We start from the raw sequence: 23,643 nt of genomic DNA, 5'->3' as shown, positions 1-23,643 counted from the left end.
GGGTCACTCCGGCGTCAGCAGGTTCGGATCGATGAACTGGCGCGGAACGCCGGGGCCTTCGAAATAGGCCCCCAGCCAGCTGCCGCCGCCGCCGTTGAAATATTCGACGCGGATGGCGTGCTTGCCGGGCTGCAGGTCGATGCTGCCGGCGGCGGTGATCACGCCGTGGTCGCCGTCGTTGTCCACCACGGTCTTGCCGTCGATGTACAGTTTGCTGCCGTCGTCCGACGCCAGGGCGAAGCCGTACGTCCCGGCCGTGGCGATGGCGAGGGCGCCCTCGAAGACCACGGCGACGGCGTCCTCGCGCGGCAGGGTCAGGCCGTCGATGCTCAGCTCATGCGTCCGGCCGGTCGCCGCGGGCGTCAGCCGCGAGAAATCCGGAAGCCGCACCGGGCCTTCCTCGAGCAGATAGACGCTGTAGGTCACGCCGCGCGGACCGGCGCTGTCGTCGAGAATGCGGAAATAGCCGGTGGAGGGCACGCTGGCGGGGCGCCCGTCCACGAACAGGCCGGCGCGGACGATGGTGCTGCGCGTGATCTGGACCGGTCCGGCGTACAGCGGCGACGCGGCGGTGGGGATGGTGTTGTCCAGGGTGTAGCGCACCTCGCCCACGGCGTTCGGATTGCGCAGGGTAATGCGCGCCGGCTGGCCGACGAACAGGCCGCCCGACGGCGCATTGCCGTCGCCCACGGGCTCGATGACGGGCGAGGCGTAGAAGCTGCTGGTGCGATAGGTCTGCGCGGGCATGGGCTCGCCCTGCATGGCCGGCCGGATCGGGCGGCCCAGCCAGGCGTAGGGAATCTCCGCGCCCAGCAGCCAGGCCGCGGTCGCCGGCGTGTCGAAGGTGTTGATCGGCAGGTCCAGTTCGACGCCCTTGTTGACCCCTTCGCCATAGGCGATCCACGGGATCTCCAGTTCGGCCAGGGTCTCTCCGCCATGCCCCTTGCCCACGCCGCCGTGGTCGGAGGTGATCAGGATCACGGTGTCGTCGGCGATGCCGGCCTCCACCGTGGCCCGCCGGATGCCGGCGATCAGGGTGTCGGCCTTGGTCACGGCCTCATAGTACTGGGGCGTGCCGTGCCCGTATTCGTGGCCGGCATGATCGACGTGGTCGAAGTGGACGAACAGGAAGGCGGGGCGTTCAGCCTTGATGTAGGCCTCGGCCAGGGCGGCCGTTTCGTCCTCGCTCCGGCCGTGGACGTCGTAGTCCACGAAGCGGTGGTCATACAGGTTGCCGAAACCCTCCCAGTGATAGACCGAACCCACCTCCCACTCGGGATGCTGGTCCGTCAGGATCTGGAAGATCGACGGGAAGAAGCCGCCGGATCCGGTGACTGAGGTCGGGAAGTTGAACTCGCCCACCTGCCAGTCATTGCTGGTCACGCCATGCTGTTCGGGCCCGACGCCGTCCAGGATCGAGGCCCAGTTGGCGCCGCTGGTGGTCGGCAGCACGCCGCGCGCGTGCAGGCTCCAGCTGCCGTTGGCCATCATGTCGTCCAGGGTCGGCGTCGCGGCGTGGATGACGCCGTCGGGGCTGAGACCATCCACGCCGATGATGATGACGTGACCGGTCTTGGCGGCGTCGGCGTCGGCGGCGGACGAGACGCCCGTCGTCGCCGCAAGGAAGGCCGTGGCCAGCGCGACGGCCTGGATCGACTTGTTCATGGCGCAGCTCCGCAGGAAGGGCAGGCCGAAGACGTTTCGGCGATACTGGTCTATACCAATAAGTCCGCGCTTTATCGGCGAAGCTTTCGTGAAAGACTGTTGGCGATTGCGTGGCGCCTTGACGCGGGAGGCGGACGGCCGGATCGAAGGCGGGGTTCAACCTCAGGATTCCCATGACCCACGTCGTCTCCGCGCCCAAGTCAGATGGACTGCACTATCTGGTCATGCGCGACGACATCGCGGCGCGCATCGCGGCGGGCGATCTGCAGCCTGGCGACAGGTTGCCGTCGGAGCGACGCCTGCAGGACGAGACGGGACTGGCGCGCGGCACGGTCCGGGCCGGCCTGTTCCAACTGGAGGCCGAGGGCGTCATCTATCGCCGAGATCGCAGCGGATGGTACGTCTCGCCGCCGCCGGTCATCTATGATCCGACCCGGTGGGACGGCTTCATGTCCTATGTCGAGGCGCAGGGGCGCCGGCCGACGACCGAGACCCTGTCGGCGGAGCCCGTGACGGCCGACGCCTTGCTGGCCCAGGTATTCTCGCGGCCGCCGGGGGCACCGCTGTTCATGATCCGCCGCCGCCGCCATGTGGACGGCCGCGCCGTGCTGGTGGAGAGCATCGTGGTCGACGCCGCCCTGGCGCCGGACCTGCTGCGGTTCTCCTTCGACCAGTCGCTGACCAGCATCCTGAAAAGCGAGTACGGCCTTTCCGTCGCCCGCAACGCGGTCCGGATGCAGCCCTGCGCCCTGACCGGCCACGAGGCCGAGGCGCTGCGGCTGAAACCCGGTCTGCCGGGACTGGCCGTTCAGCGGACCAGCTACGATGCGCAGGGCCGCGTCGTAGAGTTCGACCACGAACACTGGCGTCACGACGCCGTGCGGATCAGCGTCGATACGCGCGTTCGCTAGGCCAGGCGCAACGGTCCCGGGCCGCCGTTGGCGGGATCGGAAAACGAGGGGCGGCCCGTCTCGACATGGCCGGCCGCGCGAAGGGTCTGGCCCCCCGCCTCGACCTGCAGATCGTACCAGCCGTGGCTCTTCGCCAGGTCCAGCGGCAGGGTGCGCGCGGCGCCGGCGCCCAAGGCGACCTCTGCGGGGGCGGCGCCGTAGGCCCTGTCCGCGATCGTCAGGGTCAGGGGATCGGCCGTATGATTTTCGAGAACGAGGGCGGCGGGCGTCGCGCCGTCTTCGACGTGGACGGAAAACCGGTCGCATCGGCCGGTCAGGCGACGATGGAAGCCGTTGGGGCCGATGACGAACAGATCGACGGCCGCGCCGGCGGGCGGCAGGGCGTGCGCCAGCGTCTGTCCCGCGCCCACGGTGTAGCGGGCCGGAACGTCGTCCAGCCGGGCCACGTCATAGACATGGAAGACGGCTGCGCGCTCGGCCGACCCATTGGCCAGAACCAGGGCGCGCCCGGCGTCCGAGACGGCAAGTCGGGCGCCCAGTCGATACGGCGTCGCGCGCCGGGGCCTCATTCCCGTTTCCTGCATCGGCGGGGTCGCCTGACCCGGCAGGGGCGGGGACACCTCTTCGAGGCGGGCGGCGCGCTGGGAAAGGGCGGCGGTCGCCGGCAGCGCCGCCATGAAGTCCACCGTATCGGGCGCGGCGAAGTCGAAACAGGACGTCAGGTCCCCGCACACCGCGCGTCGCCAGGCGCTGATGTTCGGTTCGTGGACGCCGAAACGCGCCTCCAGGAAGCGCAGGATGCTGGTGTGGTCGAACACCTCCGACGCCACATGACCGCCCTTGCTCCACGGCGAGATCACATAGAGCGGCACCCGCATCCCCAGGCCGTAGGGGTGATCCAGATAGGCCGCGTCGGCGGCCGCCTCGGCATGGAGGTGATATTCGTCGTCCGCCGGAATGGTGGTCGCCCCGATCATCCGGCCCGAGGCCTTGGCCGGCGGCGCGGGCGGGGGACGTGGTCGAACAGGCCGTCGTTCTCGTCGAAGTTGACCAGCAGCACCGTGCGGGCCCAGACGGCCGGATCGGCCGTCAGGGCGTCCAGCACCCTGGCCGTATAGTCGGCGCCCTGCAGCGGGGTGGAGACGCTGGGATGCTCCGAAGCGGCGGCGTCGGCGATGATCCACGATACCTGCGGCAGGCGCCCGGCCAGGACGTCTTCCTTGAGATCATCCAGCGTCCGCGTGGTCATGGTCCGGCGGGCGAGAAGCGCCTGGGCCGCCGCCGTCGCCCCGTGCGCCCGGCGATAGGTCTGGAAACCGACCAGGGGGTTGTCGGTGAAGTTGTCGGCCATGTCCTGATAGATCTGGAAGCCGATCCCGGCCTGCATCAGGCGTTCGGGATAGGTGGCCCACAGATAGCCGCCGTGCGACCGGGGATCGGCGTCCAGGGTGTCATAGCCGTTGTTGATGGCCGGGCCGCCGGCCTTGCCCAGCGGATCGTGGGTGCCGGTCCAGATGTAGAGCCGGTTCGGATTGGTGCTGGTGTGCAGGGCGCAGTGATAGGCGTCGCACAGGGTGAAGGCCTCGGCGAGCACGAACTGGAACGGCAGGTCCGCGCGGGCGAAATGGGCCATGGCCTGGTTCTGCTTGTGACGCGGCCAGGCGCCCATCCGTCCATTGTCCCAAGCGGCCTGGCTGTCGGCGAAGCCGTGCGGCGTGCCCAGGGGACGGTAGAGGCGGAAGTCCACGCCGGTGTCCAGCCGGAACGGCGCGATCAGGGCCGGTTCGGCGTCGGGGTCTTCGTTGGGCTGGACCAGAACGGTGCGATCCGGCGCGGTCGGCAAGGCCGGCGCCGGAATGGCGAACCGGTCGCCGAAGCCCCGCACGCCCCGCATCGTGCCGAAATAGTGGTCGAAGGCGCGGTTCTCCTGGGTCAGGATCACGACGTGGGCCACGTCCATCAACGTCCCTGTCCGGCGATCGGCGGGGATCTCCAGGGCCCGGGCGATGGCGGGCGTGAAGGCCCCGGCCGCGCCGGCCGAGGCCATCATGGCGGCGATGAACCCCCGGCGATCCTGCATCGCGACCATGCTCTGCTCCTCGACGGCGCGCCGTCCGAACCTGTTGGGCCTAGACCAGGCGGATGTGTCGCTCGCCGCCGGCCGGCGGGGCGACGTGAACGCGGGTGTTCCATTCCGCCGCCACGCGAAGGACGTCCGCCGGTGGCTCCTGGTCCGTCACCAGTTCCTGGACGTCGGCGAAGGCGGCCACCTGAATGAAGCCCGAGCGGGCGAATTTGGAATGGTCCGCCAGGACGACGATGTTGCGCGCCTGTTCCAGCAAGGTCTGCTTGAAGGCCGCCTCGTCGGCGTCGAAATCCAGAAAACCCCGGTCCGCGTCCACCGCGCCCATCGAGAGGATCGTCAGATCGGGCGCAAACCGGCGGCAGAAGGCCTTGGCCTCCGCGCCGAAGGCGGCGTGATAGTCCGCATTGACCGGGCCGCCCGCCAGCAACAGCCGCTGGCCGGGATTGCCCAGAACCTCGTAGGCGATCTCGACGCTGTTGGTGACGATCGTCAGATTGCGGACATGCGACAGGCTGCGCGCCAGCCAATGGCAGGTGGTGCCGGAGTCCAGCAGCAGGGTCATGCCGTCGCTGACCAGGGCGGCGGCGGCCTGGGCGATGCGCTGCTTGGCCTCGGCGTTCTCGCGCAGACGCAGACGATAGGGGGCCTCGATCCGGTTGCTGGTGGCCGAAAGCCCCCGTGCACCTTCTGGATGACGCCGCTCTGCTCCAGCTGTTTGGCGTCGCGACGGATGGTCTCCTCGGACACGTCGAAACGGTCAGCCAGGTCCGACACCGTCCAGAAGGCCTGTTCTTCAAGGAGTTGGACGATGGCCGCCAATCTGGCGCCCTGGGTCAGCTGCTTCATCTGTTCGGGGGACTCAGTGGGTACGAAAGCCGATGGGCGTCAATCCCACACGTCACCACACATATCAACACACGGAATGCCGCGTTCGGCCGAAATCCACCTGTTCGACCTCAAAACCCACACTGAACCACACGTTTCAACATAATTCCCTCAAAACGTCACACGACTGCAATCCGCCGGTCCTATCGATCGCCCGGTCTCGGCTGCGCGGTTCGGTTTCAGGCCGGTCTGCGTCCGATCGAGCATTGGATTCAGGCCAGTTGAGGGGGCTCACACATGTTCAAGCGCTATTCGGATCAGGCCGCGCGCCTGGATTTCAAGACCGTGCTTTTGGCCACCGCCTCCGCGGTCGTCGTCAGCACCGCGACGGTTCCGGCCTTCGCCCAGGAGGCGGGGACCAGCGAACTCGACGAGGTCGTCGTCACGGGCTTCCGTCGCTCGCTGGGCGACGCGCGCGACATCAAGCAGGACTCGGTCATCGCCGTGGACGCCATCGTCGCCGAGGACATGGCCAAGTTCCCGGACCTCAATCTGGCGGAATCGCTGCAGCGTCTGCCGGGCGTGCAGATCACCCGCGAGGCCGGCGAGGGACGTCGCATCTCGCTGCGCGGCCTCGGCGCCGACTTCAGCCGCGTCCAGCTGAACGGCATGGAAGTGCTGGGCAACGTCGATTCGGCCCAGGACAGCCGGGGTCAGCGCTCGCGGGACCGCGCCTTCGACTTCAACATCTTCGCCTCTGAACTGTTCTCGCGCGTCGAGGTCGAAAAGACCTTCCAGGCGTCGCAGAAGGAGGGCGGCATGGCGGGCACCGTCGGCCTGTTCACGGGACATCCGTTCGACAGCGGCGACGGCTTGCGTGGGGCGCTGACGGCCAAGGTCGGCACCAACGAATACACCGACGACGCCCAGCCGCGCATCGCCGCCCTGGTCAGCCAGAACTGGGACAATGTCTTCGGCGTCGCCTTCTCGGCCGCCTACAGCCGCCGCCGCACGACGGAGCAGGGCCACAACACCTACAACTACGTCCACGAGGACGCGGCGACCTGGCAGGAACTGGTCGACAACGGCCTGGACATCTCCCGACTGACGCCCGAGCAGCAGGCCAAATTCCTGTCGGGCGACCTCTATTACGCCGACGGCAACCGCATCTCGTCCTGGAACGCCGAGCAGGAACGGCTGGGTCTGACCGGTTCGGTGCAATGGCGGCCGACCGCGAACATGGAGCTGACGCTCGACGTGCTGCACGGGCAGTTCACCACCGAGCGGGATGAACTTCACCTGGCCACGCGTCCGCTGAACGCGGCCGGCTCGGTCGCTTTCGACACCCCGGCCGGCGGCGTCTGGCCAGCCTCGTTCCAGACGGCGTCGATCATCAACGACCTGCGCTGGGACGACAGCGACTATGTCACCTACACCGACGTGACCGGCACGACCTTCGGCAGCGAGCATCGCCGGTCGCGCAACGAAAACGAGTTCAACCAGATCGTCCTGACGGGCAAATGGGACCTGACCGACCGGCTGACGATCGACGGTCACGTCGGCTATGAGAAGTCGACCTACGAGACGCCGTATGACGACAAGCTGTACATGCGCGCCAAGGGCAACATGATCGCCGACTATGGCGCGGACGGCCGCTCGGCCAGCTTCACCTATCCGGGCTTCGACGCCACCGATCCCGACAACTACGTGATGGACTCGTTCTACTATCGCGGGTTCCACAATGAATCGGAACTGCACGAGGGCGAGCTGAACGCGCGGTTCGAACTGAACGACACCTGGACGCTCAGCGCCGGCGTGGCCTACCACAAGTTCCGTCAGGACGGCATCGACACCTTCTACGACGACAACGTCAACGGCACGCGCAGCAAGACCCGCGGCACCTCGGTGGACGACATCGCCGACGTCTTCACCAACGAGTTCGGCTCGTGGCTGGTCGGCAACTACGACCGCGCCTTCGAGAAATACGACGAGTACCACCGCTTCGGCCCGAACGTCGACGGCACGGGCGGGGCGCTGCAGGATATCGAAAACGTCTTCGAGACCACCGAGGAGACCGTCTCCGGCTTCGTTCAGGCGGACTGGGACAGCGAACTGATGGGGCGCCGGTTCCGGGGCAACGTCGGCCTGCGCGGCTACAGCACCGACACCCGCAGCGTCGGCTGGATCCAGGGCGACAGCTACGCCTACCTGGGCACGTCCGACGTCGAGGGCGGCTACGAAGGTGTCCTGCCGGCCCTGAACACCGTGCTGGAACTGACGCCCGAGGCCCTGCTGCGCTTCTCGGCGACGCAGAACCTGAACCGTCCGGGTCTCGGCTCGATGGCGGCGGAGGGCAGCGCCTTCCAGGACGAGGACTCGGGCGAGATCACCGCCTCGCGCGGCAACCCCAACCTGGAGCCCTACAAGGTCAACGCCTACGATCTGGGCCTGGAATACTACTTCGGCGACGTGGGCCTGGTGGCGGTCAGCCTGTTCCAGAAGGACATCACCAACTACATCGGCTCGATTCTGCTGGAAGACGTGCCCTTCAGCGAGACGGGCGTTCCGTTCGGCACCATCCCCGGCGCCACGGCGGACACGATCGTCAGCGAGTTTTCCATGCCCGTGAACATCGAGGGCACGAATACGCTGAAGGGCGTGGAGCTGACGGTGCAGGCGCAACTGACCTTCCTGCCGGCGCCCTTCGACGGCTTCGGCGTGTCGGGCAACTACACCAAGGTGGACGCCGATGAGGACCTGACGGGCTTCTCGCCGGAGAGCTACAACGCCACCGTGTACTATGAGACCAGCCGCTGGGGCGCGCGCGCCTCAATGAGCCATCGCGACACCTGGTTCAGCGGTTACAACGACGATCCGATGAGCGCCGGCACGCGGGGCTTCGAGGCCTCGACCTATGTCGACGCCGCCGCCTTCTTCAACATCAGCGACGATCTCCAGCTCACCCTGGACGCCGTCAACCTGACCAACGAGAAGGACACCCAGTTCTGGGGTCGCAACCAGTATCTCTACAACCAGAACCAGAGCGGCACGACCTACATGGTCGGGGTCAGCTACAAGTTCTGACATGATCGCCGACTAGACTGGGCGCCCCGCCTCGCAGGCGGGGCGCCTGTTCGCGGCCCGGGTCCATGATCGTTTCACACCGCCACCGCTTCATCTTCGCGGCCGTGCCCAAGACCGGCACCCACGCCGTGCGCCAGGCCCTGCGCGAGCAGATGGGCGCGGAGGACGTCGAACAGGTGGGCCTGTTCGTCGATAAGCGTTTTCCCTGGCGGGATCTGGCCGCCATCCGCCACGGCCACCTGTCCCTGGCGCAGGTGCGGCCCTACCTCGGCGACGACGCCTTCGCGGGCTATTTCAAGTTCGCCTTCGTGCGCAATCCGTTCGATCGCTTCGTCTCCTACTGCGCCTTCATGCTGCGGGGCGGCGAAGTGTTCGAGCGGCGGCGGCGCGACGTGATGCGCCATTTCCTGTTCGAGCAACCGCCCGAACAGCACATCCTCTTCCAGCCCCAGGCCTCGTTGCTGGTCGCCGAGGACGGCGCGACCCTGCTCACCGATGCGATCGGGCGCGTCGAGGACATGCAGGGGTCGTACGATGCGATCTGCGGGCGCATCGGCATTGCGTCCCGGCCGCTTGACCGGGTCAACAGCACGAAGCGCGGCGACTACCGCTGCTATTATGATCCGCCCCTGATCGAGGCGGTCGCCGCCCGTTACGCACGGGATCTGGAGCTGTTCGGCTACACCTTCGAGGGACCGCAATGAGCGCGGCCCAACCGATCGCCAACCCGCGCAAGACCCGGAGTGTTCGCGCCCTGGGGGCCGTCGACGTCGCCGCCCTCCAGGCGGCGGTTCGGGCCGTTCCCGAGGCGGAGTGGGACGCCGAGGACGCGGCCAAGCCCAACAAGCTGGACGCCCTCGATGCGACCCGCCACATCGTCTTTCGATTCATCGACAGCGGCCGTGACTGGCGCGCCTCGCACGATCGCCCCGCCTGGCCCAAGTGGCGAGACGTCGTGGAGCCCGTGATGGCGCAGGCCGTGCGCGACTACGGCTATGCACGGGGCGTCTTTCCGCGCGTCATGCTGGCCCGGATGCGCCCCGGCGGCGTGATCCATCCCCATGTCGACGCCAATCCCGCCGCCAAATGGCCGCACAAGATTCACGTGCCGCTGTTCACCAATCCCGGCGTGGTCGCCTTCTTCGGCGGCAGAGAGCATCACTTCCCGGCGGGCCAGGCGGTGGAGGTCGACAACCTGGGTCCCCATTGGGTGCGCAACGACGGCGACAGCGACCGCATCCACCTGATCTTCGAATACTATGACGCCGACCAGCCGGACCCGGCCTGGCTGGAGCCCTTTCTGCTGACCGGCGCGGCGCGGTGACGGCCGCAGCGGGTCATCAGGAGCGCGAGCTTCTGCTGCAGCAGGCCCGGGACCTTCGCGCCGCCAGCGCGTGCGCGAGGCTCTGACGGTGCTGGAGCGGCTTCAACAGATGCATCCCCGATTCAGCCGCCTCTATCAGGAGCGCGGCCGCTGCCATGTGCTCCTTCGCGACGCGGCGCAGGCCGTCGACGCCCTTCAGCAGGCGGTGCGGCTGAACCCCGCCCTGCCGGCCAGCTGGGACATGTTGGAACACCTGCATCGGATGCGGGGTGACGCCGTCCAGGCGGCGACGGCGGCCGAGCGCCTGGCGGTGCTCAAGCAACTGCCGGACGAGATCGTGGCGGCCAACTCCCTGTACGCCGACGGCGATCTGGCGCCGGCCGAAGACATCGTCCGCGGCCATCTTCGCAGGCAGGGCGACGACGCCGGCGCGCTGCGGCTGCTGGCGCGGATACGCCAGGCCCAGGGCGCGCTGGACGAGGCGGCAGCCCTGCTGGAGGCGCTGCTCCAGCGCGCGCCCGATTATCACGCCGCGCGGCTCGACTATGCGATGGTCCTGCTGACCCAACAGAAGCCGCTGCAGGCGCGCGACGAGGCCGAACGCCTCCTCCGACACGATCCGGATGATCGCGACCACCTTAAACTCTTCGCCGCGGCCTGCGTCGCGCTCGGCGACCATGAGCCGGTGGTCGATCTGTACGCGCGATTGCTGGAAGGCCGGCCCGCGTCGGGCGCCGAGGTCGCGGACCTGCGTCTGTGGCGGGCCAACGCCCTGAAGGTTACGGGGCGACAGGAGGAGGCTGTCGCCGACTATCGCGCCTCCCTGGCCGCGCGTCCGGACAACGGCGTCGCCTGGTTCAGTCTGGCCAACCTCAAGACCTACCGGTTCACCGACGACGACGTGGCCGAAATGCGCAGGGCCGAAGGACGACCCGGTCTGCACCAGATGGACCGCATCTATCTGTCCTTCGCCCTGGGCAAGGCGCTGGAGGATCGCGCCGACCACGCGGCCTCCTGGCGTCACTACGAGCGCGGCAACGCCTTGCGCCGGGCCGCCGGCCGCTGGCGACCCGAGGTCGCGGAGGCCTGCGCCGCGCGGCTGAAGTCGGTGTTCACGGCGGCGTTCTTCGCCGCCCGCGCGGGGTGGGGCGCGCCGGACGCCGCGCCGGTCTTCATCGTCGGCCTGCCGCGTTCGGGCTCGACCCTGATCGAACAGATCCTGGCCTCCCATTCCCAGGTGGAAGGCACGCAGGAACTGACCGTGATCGACCGCTACGTCGGCGAACTGTGCGGTCGCGATTCCGACTGCGGCCTGCCGCTGGACCCCGACGCTCTGACGGGACTGACGGCCGAGCAGGCCGGCGCGCTGGGGCGACGATTCCTGGCCGACACCGCCGTCCACCGCCGCCTGGGCCGGCCCTTCTTCATCGACAAGATGCCGAACAACTTCTGGCATATCGGCCTGATCCAGCTGATCCTGCCGCGATCCGTCGTCATCGACGTCCGGCGCGAGCCCATGGCCTGCGGCTTCAGCAACCTGAAGCAGCTGTTCGGCACCACCAACCAGGAGTTCGCCTATGGCGCCGACGACCTCGGCCGCTATTACCGGACCTACCTGGACCTGATGCGGCATTGGGACCAGGGGCTGCCGGGCCGTGTGGCGCGCGTGTCCTACGAGGACATGGTCGACGATCTCGAAGGCGGCGTGAAACGGATGCTGGATCGCTGCGGCCTGCCGTTCGAGCCGGCCTGCCTGAGCTTCCACCAAACCGCGCGCAGCATTCGCACCCCCAGCTCCGAACAGGTGCGACGGCCGCTTGGGCGTGACGGGCTCGACCAGTGGCGCAACTACGCCCCCTGGCTGGGGCCGCTGCGCGACGCGCTGGGCGATGCGCTGTCGGATTACAGGACCTGATCGATGCGCCTGGCCGAACCCTTCTACCAACTGCCTGTGCTGTTCGACATCGAGCGTCTTCAGGCGGAGGTGGCGGCCTTGCCGGCCGAAGCCTGGGGGTCGCATCCGGACAAGCTGTCCGGCAACAGCGCGGCGCGCCTGATCAGCGCCGGCGGCGCCGAGACAGACTCCGTGCACGGCCAGATGCTGGCGACGCGCTGGCTGGCCGCCATGCCCTACGCCCGTCAGGTGCTGGCCGGCTTCGGCGTGGTGTGGAGCCGGTCGCGCCTGATGCGCCTCGCGCCCGGCGCCCGCGTGCCCGAACACGCCGACATCAACTATCACTGGCATACGCGCGTTCGTCTGCACATCCCGATCCAGACCCGGCCGCAGGTGCGGTTTCACTGTGACGGACAGAGCGTCCACATGGCGGCGGGCGAGGCGTGGATCTTCGACAACTGGCGCCGTCACCACGTGGTGAACGGCTCGGATGCGGATCGCATCCATCTGGTCGCGGACACCACCGGCACCGCCGCCTTCTGGCGGTTCGCGTGCGACCGCCCGCCGCCGCGCGCGCAGTGGCGGGTCATGCCCTGGAACCCTGACCCCGCCCCGCGCCTGCTCACCGAAAGCGACCAGCGCTTTCCGGTCATGCCCGCGGCCGAGGTTCAGTTGCTGATCGACGACTTGCGCGCAGAGCTGACGACGGCGGTCGATACGTCGGACGCCCGGCTCCGCATGAGCCGATTTGATCTGTTGCTGGAAAGCTTCGTCCAGGATTGGCGCCAGCTCTGCGCGCTGCACGGCGTCGGCGGGCGCGCCCGATCCGATTTCGTCCGCCTGGCCGAAGCCGTGCGCCAGGCCGCCGCGCCCCTCGCCGCCGGGCTGGTGATGCGCACCAACAACGCCGGCGCCCTGCTGGTGCTCGAAAAGCGGGTCCTGCAGCATCTGGTCGTCGCGGACGAGGCGCGCGCATGATCCGCCCTGGGTCGACCGAGAGGCGCCGAGCGCGCAAATTTCACAGAGCCGCCATAGTCGGCCGCGACGGCCGTTCGGTAAGGCAGGGCGCCGTGTCGGTCATCATCCGCGACCGCCTCGGACATGGTGATGCTGAACAGGAACGACGTCGATGACGCCAGCCGCCCCCGCCTTCTGATGTCGTCTCTCGCCCTGGCGATCACGGTGTCCGCCGGCGTGTTCCTCTCTCCGGTCCAAGCCCAGACGCGGCCTGACGCGGCCGGCGTCGCCTCGGCCGCCGCCGTCGCAGCGTCGGCTGAAGCGACGCAGGGCAGGGCCCGCAACGTCATCCTGTTCCTGGCGGACGCCGGCGGCGTGGCGTCCATCAACGCCGCCAGCCTGGCCGCCTATGGCGAGCCGCTGAGGCTGCACATCCAGCAGTGGCCGAACCTCGGGCTCAGCGAGACCTCGCCGGTCGACGACTTCGTCTCGGATTCTGCCAACGGCATGTCGGCGATCGTCACCGGGGTGAAGACGAGGAACGGGGTGATCAGCCAGTCGCCGGACGCCGTGCGCGGCCAGCGGGACGGAACCCCGACCAAGACGCTGCTCGAATACGCCGAGGAGCATGGCCTTCTCACGGGCGTCGTGACCAACATGCCGATCACGGACGCCACCCCGGCGGCGACCTATGCGCACGCCAACGATCGCGGCCGATGGGGCGAGATCTTCCCTCAGGCCTTTTCGCCACGGTTCGGCGACGGGGTCGACGTGCTGATCGGCGCCGGGCGTCGCCAGATCGGCGAACAGATGGCGGCGAGGGGCGCGAGCTTCGAGGCGTTGAGCCGGACCCACCGCCGCCCCATCTACGCCGCGCTCGACCAGGTTCCGGCCGCCAATCCGCGTCCCGTGGTGGTCGCCGACCAGATCGACGTCCGCGCCGCCGCCCTGAAGGCCCTCGATCTGCTGCAGGGGTCGCCCAAGGGCTATCTGCTGGTGATCGAATGGGACGCCCATACCGACGATCCGCGCCAGGGGCTGCGCAACATCGCCGACCTGGACCGGCTGATCGCCGAGATCCAGGGCCGCGTCGATCTTGGCGATACGCTGATGCTGTTCACCGCCGACCACTCCTTCGGCCTTCAGGTCGATGGCGGGACGCGCGGCCAGGACGTGCTGGAAGGCTATGACGCCTGGAAGGCGTCGCGGCCGATGATGAGGTCGTTCGCCTGAAGAACGTCCTGGTCAATCGCACGCATACGGCCGAGGAAGTCCCGGCCCTGGCCATCGGGCCAGGCGCCGATCGGGTGCGCGGCTACTTCCCCAATACCCATCTGTTCGATGTGATGATGGGCGCCTGGGGCTGGACGTCCGACGCCGATCGGGCGGACTGAGGACCCGGACGAGCGCCCTCGGTTCGCCACCAGCAAGACACGCAAGGCGACGATCGACCAAGCGGCGGCGCGGTGCGGGCGGCGGAAGCGCCATGAGGGCGCGTCGCGTCGTCCCCTCTGTTCGGGGGCGCGGGATCGGCCATTGTGGGCGGGTGTCGGGAGGCGGACGATGAGCGTGGGCGGGCGGGAGCCCGGATCAGGCGCAGGGGAGACGCTCTTCCTTGCAGCCTACGTCCTGGTGTTCGTTTCGGCCTTCGTCGCTCTGACGCCGATCCTGCAGATCGTGACGCCCCTTCATGCCGATGCGATCGATCCCCGACAAGACGCGCGTGCTCAGCCAGGCGATGTTCTGGGGCGCGGTCACGGCGGCGATCTCCAACGTCGTCGTCGGCGCGCTGAGCGACCGGACGCGCTCGCGTTTCGGTCGACGTCGGCCGTGGATCGCGGCGGGGGCGTGCTGATCGTCCTGGCCTATGTCGGAATTTGGCGATCCCAGACGCCGCTGCAACTGACCTGGGCCGTGGTGGGGTTCCAGGCCGCGTTCAACGTGCTGATGGCGCCGCTTCTGGCGCTGTTCGCCGAGCGCGTCAGCCTGGCGCGGCGCACCACGATGTCGGCGATCCTGGGGGTCTGCTATCCGCTGGCGGTGGCGCTGGGGTCCGGCCTGATGGCCCTGGGACCGCAAGGGGAGGCGGGACGGCTGGTGCTGCTGGCGCTGGTGATCCTGACGACCACCTGGAGCTTCGTGCTGCTGTTCGCGGAGCCGGCGTCGCCTGTCGCCATGCGCCGCCCCGCGCCCGCGTCCCCGGCGCCGTGGGCCCTGCTGAGGCCCTTCCGGTCGCGAAACTTCGTCCTGGTCTGGAGCGGGCGGTTGCTGCTGTCGACAGGCTATGCGCTGGTCGGAGCCTATCTGCTCTATTTCATCGTGGAGGCCTTTTCGTCGGCGGGCCGCACGCCGGAGGTGTCGCATTCGATCCTGACCGCGGTGGCGTTGGCGGGGGTGTTCGCGGTGGCCATGACCGTCGCGTTCGCCGGGCGTCGGATACGGTCCAGGAAGCCGGTCGCCCTGTGCGGCGCGGTTCTGCTGTGCGGCGCGTCGGCGGCGGTCGCGGCGTCCCAGGACTGGGCGCCGGTGGTGGGCGCCTTCGTCATCTACGGCCTGGGGCAGGGCGCCTATGGGTCGGTCGAGATGGGGCTGATGGCCGACGTCCTGCCGACCGAGGAGGATCGGGGCAAGGACATGGGCCTGATCAATCTGGCGGCGGCGCTGCCCCAGGCCATCGCGCCGCTGATCGCGGTCTGGCTGCAGTCTCATGACGGCGGCATCCGCCCGCTGTTCGGGGTAGCGGCCCTGTGCTTCGGATCGGCGGCGCTGCTGCTCGCGGGGCTGAAGGCGATGAAGCCGTCGGGGGGCGAGGCCTGAGGTTGCGGACCCGAGGCGGGGCGGACTAGGACGAAGGGACTGGGGAGCCGCGGATGTCGAGCGCAACGATCTATGATGTCGCCGCCGCCGCCGGCGCCTCGATCAAGTCCGTGTCCCGGGTGCTGAACGGCGAGGCCAATGTCAGCGCCGCCTTGCGCGAACGGGTGATGGCGGCGGTCGAGGCCCTGGGCTATCGCCGCAGCATCTCGGCGCGGGCGCTGGCCGGCGCCGCATCCTCCATCATCGCCGCCCTGGTCGACGCCGAACTGACGATCGAGCACTGGCGCAGCGGTCGCGGCAACGACTATCTGAGCCGGCTGGAGATGGGCGCGCTGATGGAGGTGCGCCGCGCGGACCATCACCTGATGGTGGAACTGGTCGACCACGCCTCGCCTGGTCTGAAGCGCGACCTGTCCGCCCTGCTGGCGTCGATCCGCCCGCGGGGGGTGATCCTGACCCCGCCGAACTCGGACAATGCGGTGGTGCTGGATGCCCTGGACGAGGCGGGGATCGCCTATGCGCGGATCGGGCCGGAACGCGACCTGCATCGCGGCGTCTGCGTCGCCATGGACGAGCGGCGCGCGGCCTATGACATGACCGCCTATCTGATCGAACAAGGCCATCGGCGCATCGGCTTCGTCACCGGACCGGCCGCCTATGCGGCCAGCCGACGGCGGCTGGAGGGATACCGCGCGGCGATGGCGGAGCACGGGCTGGAGACGCCCGAGGATTTCGTCGCGCAGGGCGACTTCACCTTCCAGTCGGGGGTCGCGGCGATCGCGGGTTTCATCGACCGAAGGACGCGACTGACGGCGGTGTTCGCCAGCAACGACGACACCGCGCTGGGGGTGTTGCAGGGCGCGGCGGCGCGGGGACTGCGCACGCCGCAGGATCTTTCGGTGGCGGGTTTCGACGACACGCCCGGGGCCATGTTCGCCACGCCCGCCCTGACGACGATCCGCCAGCCGGTCGCCGAAATGGCCGCCCTGGCCGCCCGCCATCTTGTCCCCGGCCTGCTGACCGAGGCGGAGGCGGCGGCGGCCCCGCCGTCAGGCGGTTGCCTGCTGGCGCCCTACGAACTGATGGTGCGCGATTCCGCGGCCGCTTTGACCCCGCGACGATCGCGGAGTTGACAGCGCTGTCAGCAAGGTTACGGTTGCGCTTCAGACGGCCGAAGAGCCGAGGAAGCGCCCTTGACGTTTCATCCCCTCTCGCGCGAGGTCGGGGCCGGGGCGTTTTCATGACGCACTGAGGAACGTCCGACCGATCATTCCTGCGGCGGGGCGAACACCCATGTTCGCGGCCGTCCGCGATCCTTGTGGGGCCGCCATGCGCAACGCCGTTTCCCTGATCGCCCTCGCCTTGGCGGTTTCCGTGACAGGCTGCGCGGCGACGCCGCCCTCCGCCGTTCGTGTTCATCAGGCCCCCGTTTCCGCGGTGTCGCCCTCGTCTTCGATCGTGACGGAGGCGGGGCGGGCGCATCCTGCGGCTTGGCCGCATGCCGCGTCTCCGGCGGCGATGAGCGATGCGGCGACCGAGGCCTTCGTCACCGAACTGATGAGCAGGATGACGCTGGAGGAGAAGGTCGGCCAGACGATCCAGGCCGACATCGCCTCGATCACGCCGGAGGACCTGCTGACCTATCCGCTGGGCTCGATCCTGGCGGGCGGCAACTCCTCGCCGGGCGGAGACGAGCGCGCCTCGGCGCGGAAATGGGTCGAACTGGCCCAGGCCTTCCGGGCCGCGGCGGCCCGGCGGGCGGGGGCGAAGATCCCGCTGATCTACGGCATCGACGCGGTGCACGGTCACAACAACATCGTCGGCGCGACCATCTTCCCGCATAACAGCGGCCTGGGCGCGATGCGCGACCCCGACGTCATCCGCCGCATCGGCGAGGCGACCGCGCTGGAGGTGGCCGTCACCGGCGCCGACTGGACCTTCGGCCCGACCCTGGCCGTGCCGCAGGACGACCGCTGGGGCCGCGCCTACGAAGGCTATGCCGAGAACCCCGAAGTGGCCCGCAGCTACGCCGGGCCGATGACCCTGGGGCTGCAGGGCGAGTTGTCCGCCGATCATCCGCTGGCGTCCGGCCACATCGCCGGGTCGGCCAAGCACTTCCTGGCCGACGGCGGCACCACGGGCGGCAAGGACCAGGGCGACTTCGCCGGGACCGAGCGCGAACTGATCGACGTGCACCTGTCGGGCTATCCGCAGGCGATCGACGCGGGCGTGCTGTCGATCATGGCCAGCTTCTCCAGCTGGAACGGGGTCAAGCATTCGGGCAACGAGACCATCCTGACGGACGTGCTGCGCGGGCCGCTGGGCTTCGACGGCTTCGTGGTGTCGGACTGGAACGCCCACGGCCAGCTGCCGGGCTGTTCCAACGAGAGCTGCGCCCTGGCCTTCAACGCCGGCATCGACATGTTCATGGCGCCCGACAGCTGGAAGCCGCTCTACGAGAACACCCTGGCCCAGGCGCGTTCGGGCGAGATCCCGATGGCGCGTCTGGACGAGGCGGTGCGCCGCATCCTGCGGGTCAAGGTCAAGACCGGCCTGTTCCAGGACGCCCGGCCGGTCGAGGGGCGTCTGGAGGAGCTGGGCTCGCCGGCGCACCGGGCCCTGGCGCGCGAGGCGGTGCGCAAGTCGCTGGTGCTGCTGAAGAACGAGGGGGTGCTGCCGATCCGGTCGAACGCGCGGGTGCTGGTGGCCGGAACGGCCGCCGACGACATCGGCCAGGCCTCGGGCGGCTGGACGCTGACGTGGCAGGGGACGGGCAACAGCAACGCCGACTTCCCCAACGGCCAGTCGATCTGGAGCGGCGTCGAGGAGGCGGTGAGGGCCGGCGGCGGCGCGGCGACGCTGAGCGCCGACGGCGCCTACAGCCAGAAGCCCGACGTCGCCATCGTCGTGTTCGGCGAGACGCCCTATGCCGAGTTCCAGGGCGACGTGGACACGCTGGACTTCCTGCCGAGCGAACCGCTGGAGACGCTGAGGCGGCTGAAGGCGGCGGGGATCCCCACCGTCTCGGTCTTCCTGTCGGGCCGACCGATGTGGACCAATCCGGAGATCAACGCCTCGGACGCCTTCGTCGCCGCCTGGCTGCCGGGCACCGAGGGCGGCGGCGTCGCCGATGTCCTGATCGGCGATGCGGCGGGCAAGGCGCGCCACGACTTCCACGGCAAGCTGTCGTTCAGCTGGCCCAGGGACGCCAGGGGCGAACCGCTGAACGTGGGCCAGCCGGGCTATGATCCCCAGTTCGCCTATGGCTACGGCCTGAGCTACGCCCGGCCGGGACGGGTCGGGACGCTGTCGGAAGAGAGCGGGGTCCAGGGCGCGACGGGCAGCATCGACCGCTACTTCGTGGACGGCCGGTTCGTCTCTCCGTGGGGCCTGGCGTTGCGCGACGCGGGCGGCGAACGGCGGCTGGGCATGGAGACGTCCGGCGCCAGCCCGCGCGGCGGGGTCGCGGCGCGTCCGGCGGACGGATCGACCCAGGAATCGGCGCGGTCGCTGATCTTTGCGGCGGGCGGGGGCGACGCCCTGGTCAGCGGCGGGGCGGTGGACCTGACGCGCCAGTCGAACGGCGAGATGGCGATCAGCTTCCGCTATCGCGTGGACGCCGCGCCGCAGGGGCCGGTGCGGCTGACGCTGGGCGCGGGATCGGTGGACGTCACCCGCCTGCTGACCGCCCGGCCCGTCGGCGAATGGGCGACGCTGAAGGTGCGCCTGTCCTGCTTGGCCGACCACGGCGCCGACATCGCCGCCGTCGATCAGCCCTGGGGCCTCAGAACCGACGCCCCCTTCGCCGTCACCGTCGAAACCATCCGACTGACCCCCAACGAGGGCGACGCCGTCTGCCCGACCGGGGAATAGGGACCGGCCTCAAGCCGCCGCCGAGGCCGTCGCCGGGGCGAAGCGCAACCTCGGCCGCCCTTCCCAATTGGGTCAGCGGATCATCCCGCGCCGCCATCACCGCCTTGCCGACGCCGGGTGAGGTCAGGCGCGGTCGTCGTCCGTTCGTTCGGGCGGCGGCGCGATCAGGTCGGAGGCCAGCGCCAGGGCCTGGGCCATCGCCTCGCGTCGTTCTTTCGGCCAGGCGTCCAAGCGGGCCAGGGCGTCAGGGCGCAACAGGCCGGGCGCGGTCGACAGCGCCGACTGGCCCGCATCGGTCAGACGCACATGGACGATCCGGCGGTCCGAGGTGGAGCGATAGCGCTCCACAAGGCCGCGGGCCTCCAGCCGGTCAAGGATGGCCACCACGGTCGGCGGCGACATGGACGCCTCGCGCGACAGGGCGCTGGTGCTGACCTGGCCCAGGGCGCGGGCGGCCTGGAGCACCAGCAGCTGCGGCAGGGTCAGACCGGTGACGCGGGCGATCTCGCGCGACCGGACATCGATCGCCTGGGCGATGCGGCGCACCGACCGGACCAGGGAGTCGGTGGGATCGGCGTCGGATTGCGGAGAAAATGCGTCCATCGGGTTGAACTCTTTCGTGCACTAACCATTTGTACGCGCTGCATCCACAATTCAAGGAGGGCCCATGTGCGGTCTTAGCGGCGAGATCAATTTCGACGGACGGCCGGCCGACGCCGGCGCCGTGCAGCGGATGACCGATGCGCTCTCGCCCCGTGGACCGGATGGGTCCGGCATCGTCATGCGCGGCCCGGTGGGGCTGGGCCATCGCCGGCTGAAGATCATCGACCTGTCGGAGGCCGCGCAGCAGCCGATGGTCGACGCCGACCTGGGCGTGACGCTGGCGTTCAACGGCTGCATCTACAACTATCCCGAACTGCGCGAAGAACTGCAGGGGATGGGCTTCCGCTTCTTCTCGCACGGCGACACCGAGGTCATCATCAAGGCCTGGAAGGCCTGGGGCGAGGCCTGCGTCGAGCGGTTCAAGGGCATGTTCGCCTTCGTCCTGCACGAACGCGACACCGGCCGCACGGTGATCGCGCGCGACCGGTTCGGCATCAAGCCGCTGTATCTGGCCGAACAGGGCAAGCGCCTGCGCTTCGCCTCGACCCTGCCGGCGCTGCTGGCGGCGGGCGACGTGGACAAGACGATCGATCCGGTCGGCCTGCACCACTACATGACCTTTCACGCCGTCGTGCCGCCGCCGCACACCATACTGAAGGGCGTGAAGAAGTTTCCGCCGGCGACGATCCGCGTGATCGAAGCGGACGGGACGGCCAGGGACACCCTGTACTGGCAGCCGGACATGACCCGCCACGCCGAGGACGCGTCGCTGAGCGCCGAGGACTGGCGCGACCGGGTGCTGGACGGTCTGCGCGAGGCCGTGAAGCGGCGCATGGTCGCCGACGTGCCGGTCGGCGTGCTGCTGTCGGGCGGGGTGGATTCCAGCCTGATCGTCGGCCTGCTGGCGGAACTGGGCCAGAAGGACCTGATGACCTTCTCGGTCGGTTTCGAGGAAGCGAACGGCGAGAAGGGCGACGAGTTCGTCTATTCCGACCTGATCGCCAAACACTATGGCACCAAGCACCACCAGATCTTCGTGCCGCACCAGCGGCTGATGGAGGCGCTGCCGGGCACCATCGGCGCGATGTCGGAGCCGATGGTCAGTTACGACAACGTCGGCTTCTACCTGCTGAGCCAGGAGGTCTCTAAACACATCAAGGTGGTGCAGTCGGGCCAAGGCGCGGACGAGGTGTTCGCCGGCTATCACTGGTACCCGCCGATGCTGGACGCGACCGATCCGGTCGAGACCTACGCCAAGGCCTTCTTCGACCGCAGCCACGCGACGCTGAAGACGCAGCTGAACGGCGCCTATATGGCCGACACCGACGTCAGCCGCGCCCTGGTCGAGGCCCATTTCGCGCAAGGCGCGCCGCCACGCCGGTCGATCAGGCCCTGCGCCTGGACAGCCAGGTGATGCTGGTCGACGACCCGGTGAAGCGGGTCGACAACATGACCATGGCCTGGGGCCTGGAGGCGCGCGTGCCCTTCCTGGACCACGAACTGGTCGAACTGGCCGGCCGCATTCCGCCCGAGCACAAGCTGGCCCAGGGCGGCAAGGGCGTGCTGAAGGAAGCCGCGCGACTGGTGATCCCATCCGAGGTCATCGACCGCAAGAAGGGCTATTTCCCGGTGCCGGCGCTGAAATACATCCAGGGCCCGTATCTGGACATGGTGCGCGAGACGCTGACCAATCAGGCGGCGCGCGACCGGGGGCTGTTCGACACGGCCTATCTGGACAGGCTGTTCGCCAATCCGACCGAGCACATCACTCCGTTGCGCGGATCGGAACTGTGGCAGGTCGCCGTGCTCGAGATGTGGATGCAGCAGCATGGCGTCTGACGTCCGCCCCGCGCGCCCCAAGGCGCACCGGCTGAAGCGGTTGCGCCACGAGGGGCTGAAGCCGCCGGTGCAGGCGGGCGAGGGGCCGGCCCCCAACGCCGTGCTGGACTGCGGCTGGGGCCGGCTGCTGTTCGCCCAGACCTTCGAGACGGCCGAGCCGCTGGTCGAGGCGTTGCGGGCCGAGGGGCCGGACCGGCGCGACATCGCCTTCTATGTTCGCAACCCGCACGTCCTGCTGGCCTCGGCGCCGCAGGAGGTGTTCCTGGATCCGTCGCACACCTATCGGCTGGACCTGGCCACCTATCGCGCCAGCCGCCGGCAGCCGCGCGGCTTCACCGTGCGCCGCCTGACGTCCGAGATGGACGCCCAGGCGGTCAACGACATCTACGCCAAGCGCAAGATGGTGCAGGTGCCGCCCGCCTTCTTCTGGTCGCGGCGAGACGACCGGACGATCACCTATTTCGTGGCGGAGGACACGGCGACCGGCGCGGTGATCGGCACGGTGACGGGCGTGAACCATGTCCGCGCCTTCGACGATCCGGAGTGCGGCTCGTCCCTGTGGTGCCTGGCGGTCGACCCCCAGGCGACCCAGCCCGGCGTCGGCGAGGCCCTGGTCCGCCGGCTGGCCGAACACTTCAAGACGCAGGGTCTGGCCTACATGGACCTGTCGGTCATGCACGACAACGACCAGGCCATCGCCCTCTACGAAAAGCTGGGTTTTCGCCGCGTCCACTTCTTCGGGGTCAAGCGCAAGAATCCGATCAACGAGGCCCTGTTCGTCGGGCCCAGCGACGACCAGGACCTGAACCCCTACGCCCGGATCATCGTGGACGAGGCGCGTCGGCGGGGCATTCACGCCGAGATCATCGACGGCGAGGGCGGGCTGTTCCGCCTCAGCTGGGGCGGGCGGTCGGTGCGCTGCCGCGAGAGCCTGTCGGAACTGACCTCGGCCGTGGCGCTGAGCATCTGCGACGACAAGCGGATGACCCGGCGCATCGTCGAGGCCGCCGGCGTACGCGTGCCCGAAAGGATCGATCCCGAGAACCCGTCGGCCATCGATGCGGCGCTGGAGAAATACGGCAGCCTTGTCGTCAAGCCGGCCAGGGGCGAGCAGGGACAGGGCGTCGCCGTCGGCCTGACCACCATGAACGAGGTGCAGACGGCCCTGACCCGCGCGCGCCGCCTCTGTTCCGAGGTGCTGATCGAGGAGCAGGTGCAGGGCGAGGACCTGCGGCTGGTGGTCATCGACTACAAGGTCGTCGCCTGCGCCCTGCGCCGTCCGCCGCGCGTCATCGGCGACGGCCGCTCGACCCTGCGCGCCCTGATCGAGCACCAGAGCCGTCGCCGCGCCGCGGCCACCGGTGGGGAATCGACCATTCCCATCGACGCCGAGACCGAGCGGACCCTGGCGGAGGCTGGCTACCGCCTGGACGACGTCGCGCGGGACGGCGAGGAAATCCTGGTCCGCAAGGCCGCCAACCTGCACCTGGGCGGCACCATCCACGACGTGACCGAAGAGGTGCACCCCGCCCTGATCCGCGCCGCCGTCGCCGCCGCGCGCGCCATCGATATTCCGGTCACCGGCATCGACCTGATGGTGAAGTCGCCGCGCGAGGCCGACTACGCCTTCATCGAGGCGAACGAGCGTCCTGGCCTGGCCAATCACGAACCGCAGCCCACGGCCGAGCGTTTCATCGACCTGCTGTTTCCGCTGTCGGCCCCGGCGGCGGCGCGCATCGCCGCCCGTCCAGACGTCTGAAATCGA

The 23,643-nt window shown here is 69.1% G+C and carries 18 protein-coding genes and 1 pseudogene; 13 read left to right on the top strand and 6 right to left on the bottom strand.

All coding sequences use genetic code 11. The annotated features are described in order from the left end of the window. Positions 1–3 precede the first annotated feature (3 nt). The gene (locus tag MU852_RS04865) at positions 4–1,665 is read right to left on the bottom strand and encodes an alkaline phosphatase family protein (RefSeq protein ID WP_249751249.1); all 1,662 of its coding nucleotides are present in this window, start codon (positions 1,663–1,665) and stop codon (positions 4–6) included. A gap of 173 nt (positions 1,666–1,838) precedes the next feature. Between MU852_RS04865 and MU852_RS04860 the strand changes: the two genes are divergently transcribed. Beyond that, positions 1,839–2,576, top strand: a complete 738-nt coding sequence (locus MU852_RS04860; protein WP_249751248.1) for a UTRA domain-containing protein — start codon at positions 1,839–1,841, stop codon at positions 2,574–2,576. On the opposite strand, the gene MU852_RS17730 is transcribed toward MU852_RS04860, so the two are convergent. The 4 genes from MU852_RS17730 to MU852_RS04840 are packed head-to-tail and all read right to left on the bottom strand — an operon-like array spanning position 2,573 to position 5,508. Beyond that, complete coding sequence (locus MU852_RS17730) at positions 2,573–3,553, bottom strand: phospholipase domain-containing protein (protein ID WP_347342344.1); 981 nt, start codon at positions 3,551–3,553, stop codon at positions 2,573–2,575. The genes MU852_RS04860 and MU852_RS17730 overlap by 4 nt on opposite strands. Further along, positions 3,550–4,665, bottom strand: a complete 1,116-nt coding sequence (locus tag MU852_RS17725; protein ID WP_347342343.1) for an alkaline phosphatase family protein — start codon at positions 4,663–4,665, stop codon at positions 3,550–3,552. The genes MU852_RS17730 and MU852_RS17725 overlap by 4 nt, the downstream gene beginning before the upstream one ends. Positions 4,666–4,705: 40 nt before the next feature. After that, positions 4,706–5,224: a DeoR/GlpR family DNA-binding transcription regulator gene (locus tag MU852_RS04845; RefSeq protein ID WP_249751247.1), complete on the bottom strand. Its 519-nt coding sequence runs from the start codon at positions 5,222–5,224 to the stop codon at positions 4,706–4,708. Further along, entirely contained in the window at positions 5,221–5,508 is a 288-nt protein-coding gene (locus MU852_RS04840) for a DeoR family transcriptional regulator (protein WP_249751246.1), read from the bottom strand. The genes MU852_RS04845 and MU852_RS04840 overlap by 4 nt, the downstream gene beginning before the upstream one ends. Before the next feature lie 276 nt (positions 5,509–5,784). Between MU852_RS04840 and MU852_RS04835 the strand changes: the two genes are divergently transcribed. From MU852_RS04835 to MU852_RS04790, 10 genes are all read left to right on the top strand, one after another. Beyond that, positions 5,785–8,571 carry a TonB-dependent receptor gene (locus MU852_RS04835; RefSeq protein ID WP_249751245.1) on the top strand — a complete coding sequence of 929 codons (2,787 nt, stop codon included), beginning with the start codon at positions 5,785–5,787 and terminating at the stop codon, positions 8,569–8,571. 65 nt (positions 8,572–8,636) lie between these two features. After that, complete coding sequence (locus MU852_RS04830) at positions 8,637–9,275, top strand: sulfotransferase family 2 domain-containing protein (RefSeq protein ID WP_249751244.1); 639 nt, start codon at positions 8,637–8,639, stop codon at positions 9,273–9,275. Further along, positions 9,272–9,895 carry an aspartyl/asparaginyl beta-hydroxylase domain-containing protein gene (locus MU852_RS04825; protein WP_249751243.1) on the top strand — a complete coding sequence of 208 codons (624 nt, stop codon included), beginning with the start codon at positions 9,272–9,274 and terminating at the stop codon, positions 9,893–9,895. Before MU852_RS04830 ends, MU852_RS04825 begins: the two co-directional genes overlap by 4 nt. 70 nt (positions 9,896–9,965) lie before the next feature. Continuing rightward, a complete protein-coding gene (locus tag MU852_RS04820; RefSeq protein ID WP_249751242.1) occupies positions 9,966–11,810 on the top strand; it encodes a tetratricopeptide repeat-containing sulfotransferase family protein in 1,845 nt (614 codons plus the stop codon). A 3-nt stretch (positions 11,811–11,813) separates the two neighbouring features. Further along, a complete protein-coding gene (locus tag MU852_RS04815; protein ID WP_249751241.1) occupies positions 11,814–12,767 on the top strand; it encodes an aspartyl/asparaginyl beta-hydroxylase domain-containing protein in 954 nt (317 codons plus the stop codon). A 129-nt stretch (positions 12,768–12,896) separates the two neighbouring features. Further along, the gene (locus tag MU852_RS04810; protein WP_249751240.1) at positions 12,897–13,979 is read left to right on the top strand and encodes an alkaline phosphatase; all 1,083 of its coding nucleotides are present in this window, start codon (positions 12,897–12,899) and stop codon (positions 13,977–13,979) included. Between the two features lie 457 nt (positions 13,980–14,436). After that, a complete protein-coding gene (locus MU852_RS04805; protein WP_249751239.1) occupies positions 14,437–14,601 on the top strand; it encodes an MFS transporter in 165 nt (54 codons plus the stop codon). Then, entirely contained in the window at positions 14,595–15,563 is a 969-nt protein-coding gene (locus tag MU852_RS04800; protein ID WP_249751238.1) for an MFS transporter, read from the top strand. The genes MU852_RS04805 and MU852_RS04800 overlap by 7 nt, the downstream gene beginning before the upstream one ends. 53 nt (positions 15,564–15,616) lie before the next feature. Beyond that, positions 15,617–16,696, top strand: a complete 1,080-nt coding sequence (locus tag MU852_RS04795; RefSeq protein ID WP_249751237.1) for a LacI family DNA-binding transcriptional regulator — start codon at positions 15,617–15,619, stop codon at positions 16,694–16,696. A gap of 196 nt (positions 16,697–16,892) precedes the next feature. Then, a complete protein-coding gene (locus MU852_RS04790; protein WP_249751862.1) occupies positions 16,893–19,436 on the top strand; it encodes a glycoside hydrolase family 3 protein in 2,544 nt (847 codons plus the stop codon). A 123-nt stretch (positions 19,437–19,559) separates the two neighbouring features. On the opposite strand, the gene MU852_RS04785 is transcribed toward MU852_RS04790, so the two are convergent. Next, positions 19,560–20,039, bottom strand: a complete 480-nt coding sequence (locus tag MU852_RS04785; protein ID WP_249751236.1) for a MarR family winged helix-turn-helix transcriptional regulator — start codon at positions 20,037–20,039, stop codon at positions 19,560–19,562. Between the two features lie 64 nt (positions 20,040–20,103). On the opposite strand from MU852_RS04785, the pseudogene MU852_RS04780 reads away from it, so the two are divergent. Beyond that, positions 20,104–21,878 (top strand): annotated as a pseudogene (locus tag MU852_RS04780) (N-acetylglutaminylglutamine amidotransferase). After that, positions 21,868–23,637, top strand: a complete 1,770-nt coding sequence (gene ngg, locus MU852_RS04770) for an N-acetylglutaminylglutamine synthetase (protein ID WP_249751235.1) — start codon at positions 21,868–21,870, stop codon at positions 23,635–23,637. The pseudogene MU852_RS04780 and the gene ngg overlap by 11 nt, the downstream one beginning before the upstream one ends. The last annotated feature ends 6 nt before the right edge of the window (positions 23,638–23,643 follow it).

The sequence above is a fragment of the Brevundimonas albigilva genome, assembly GCF_023503965.1.
GTDB classification, from domain to species: domain Bacteria; phylum Pseudomonadota; class Alphaproteobacteria; order Caulobacterales; family Caulobacteraceae; genus Brevundimonas; species Brevundimonas albigilva.
This window is presented reverse-complemented; position numbering and strand designations above follow the sequence as displayed.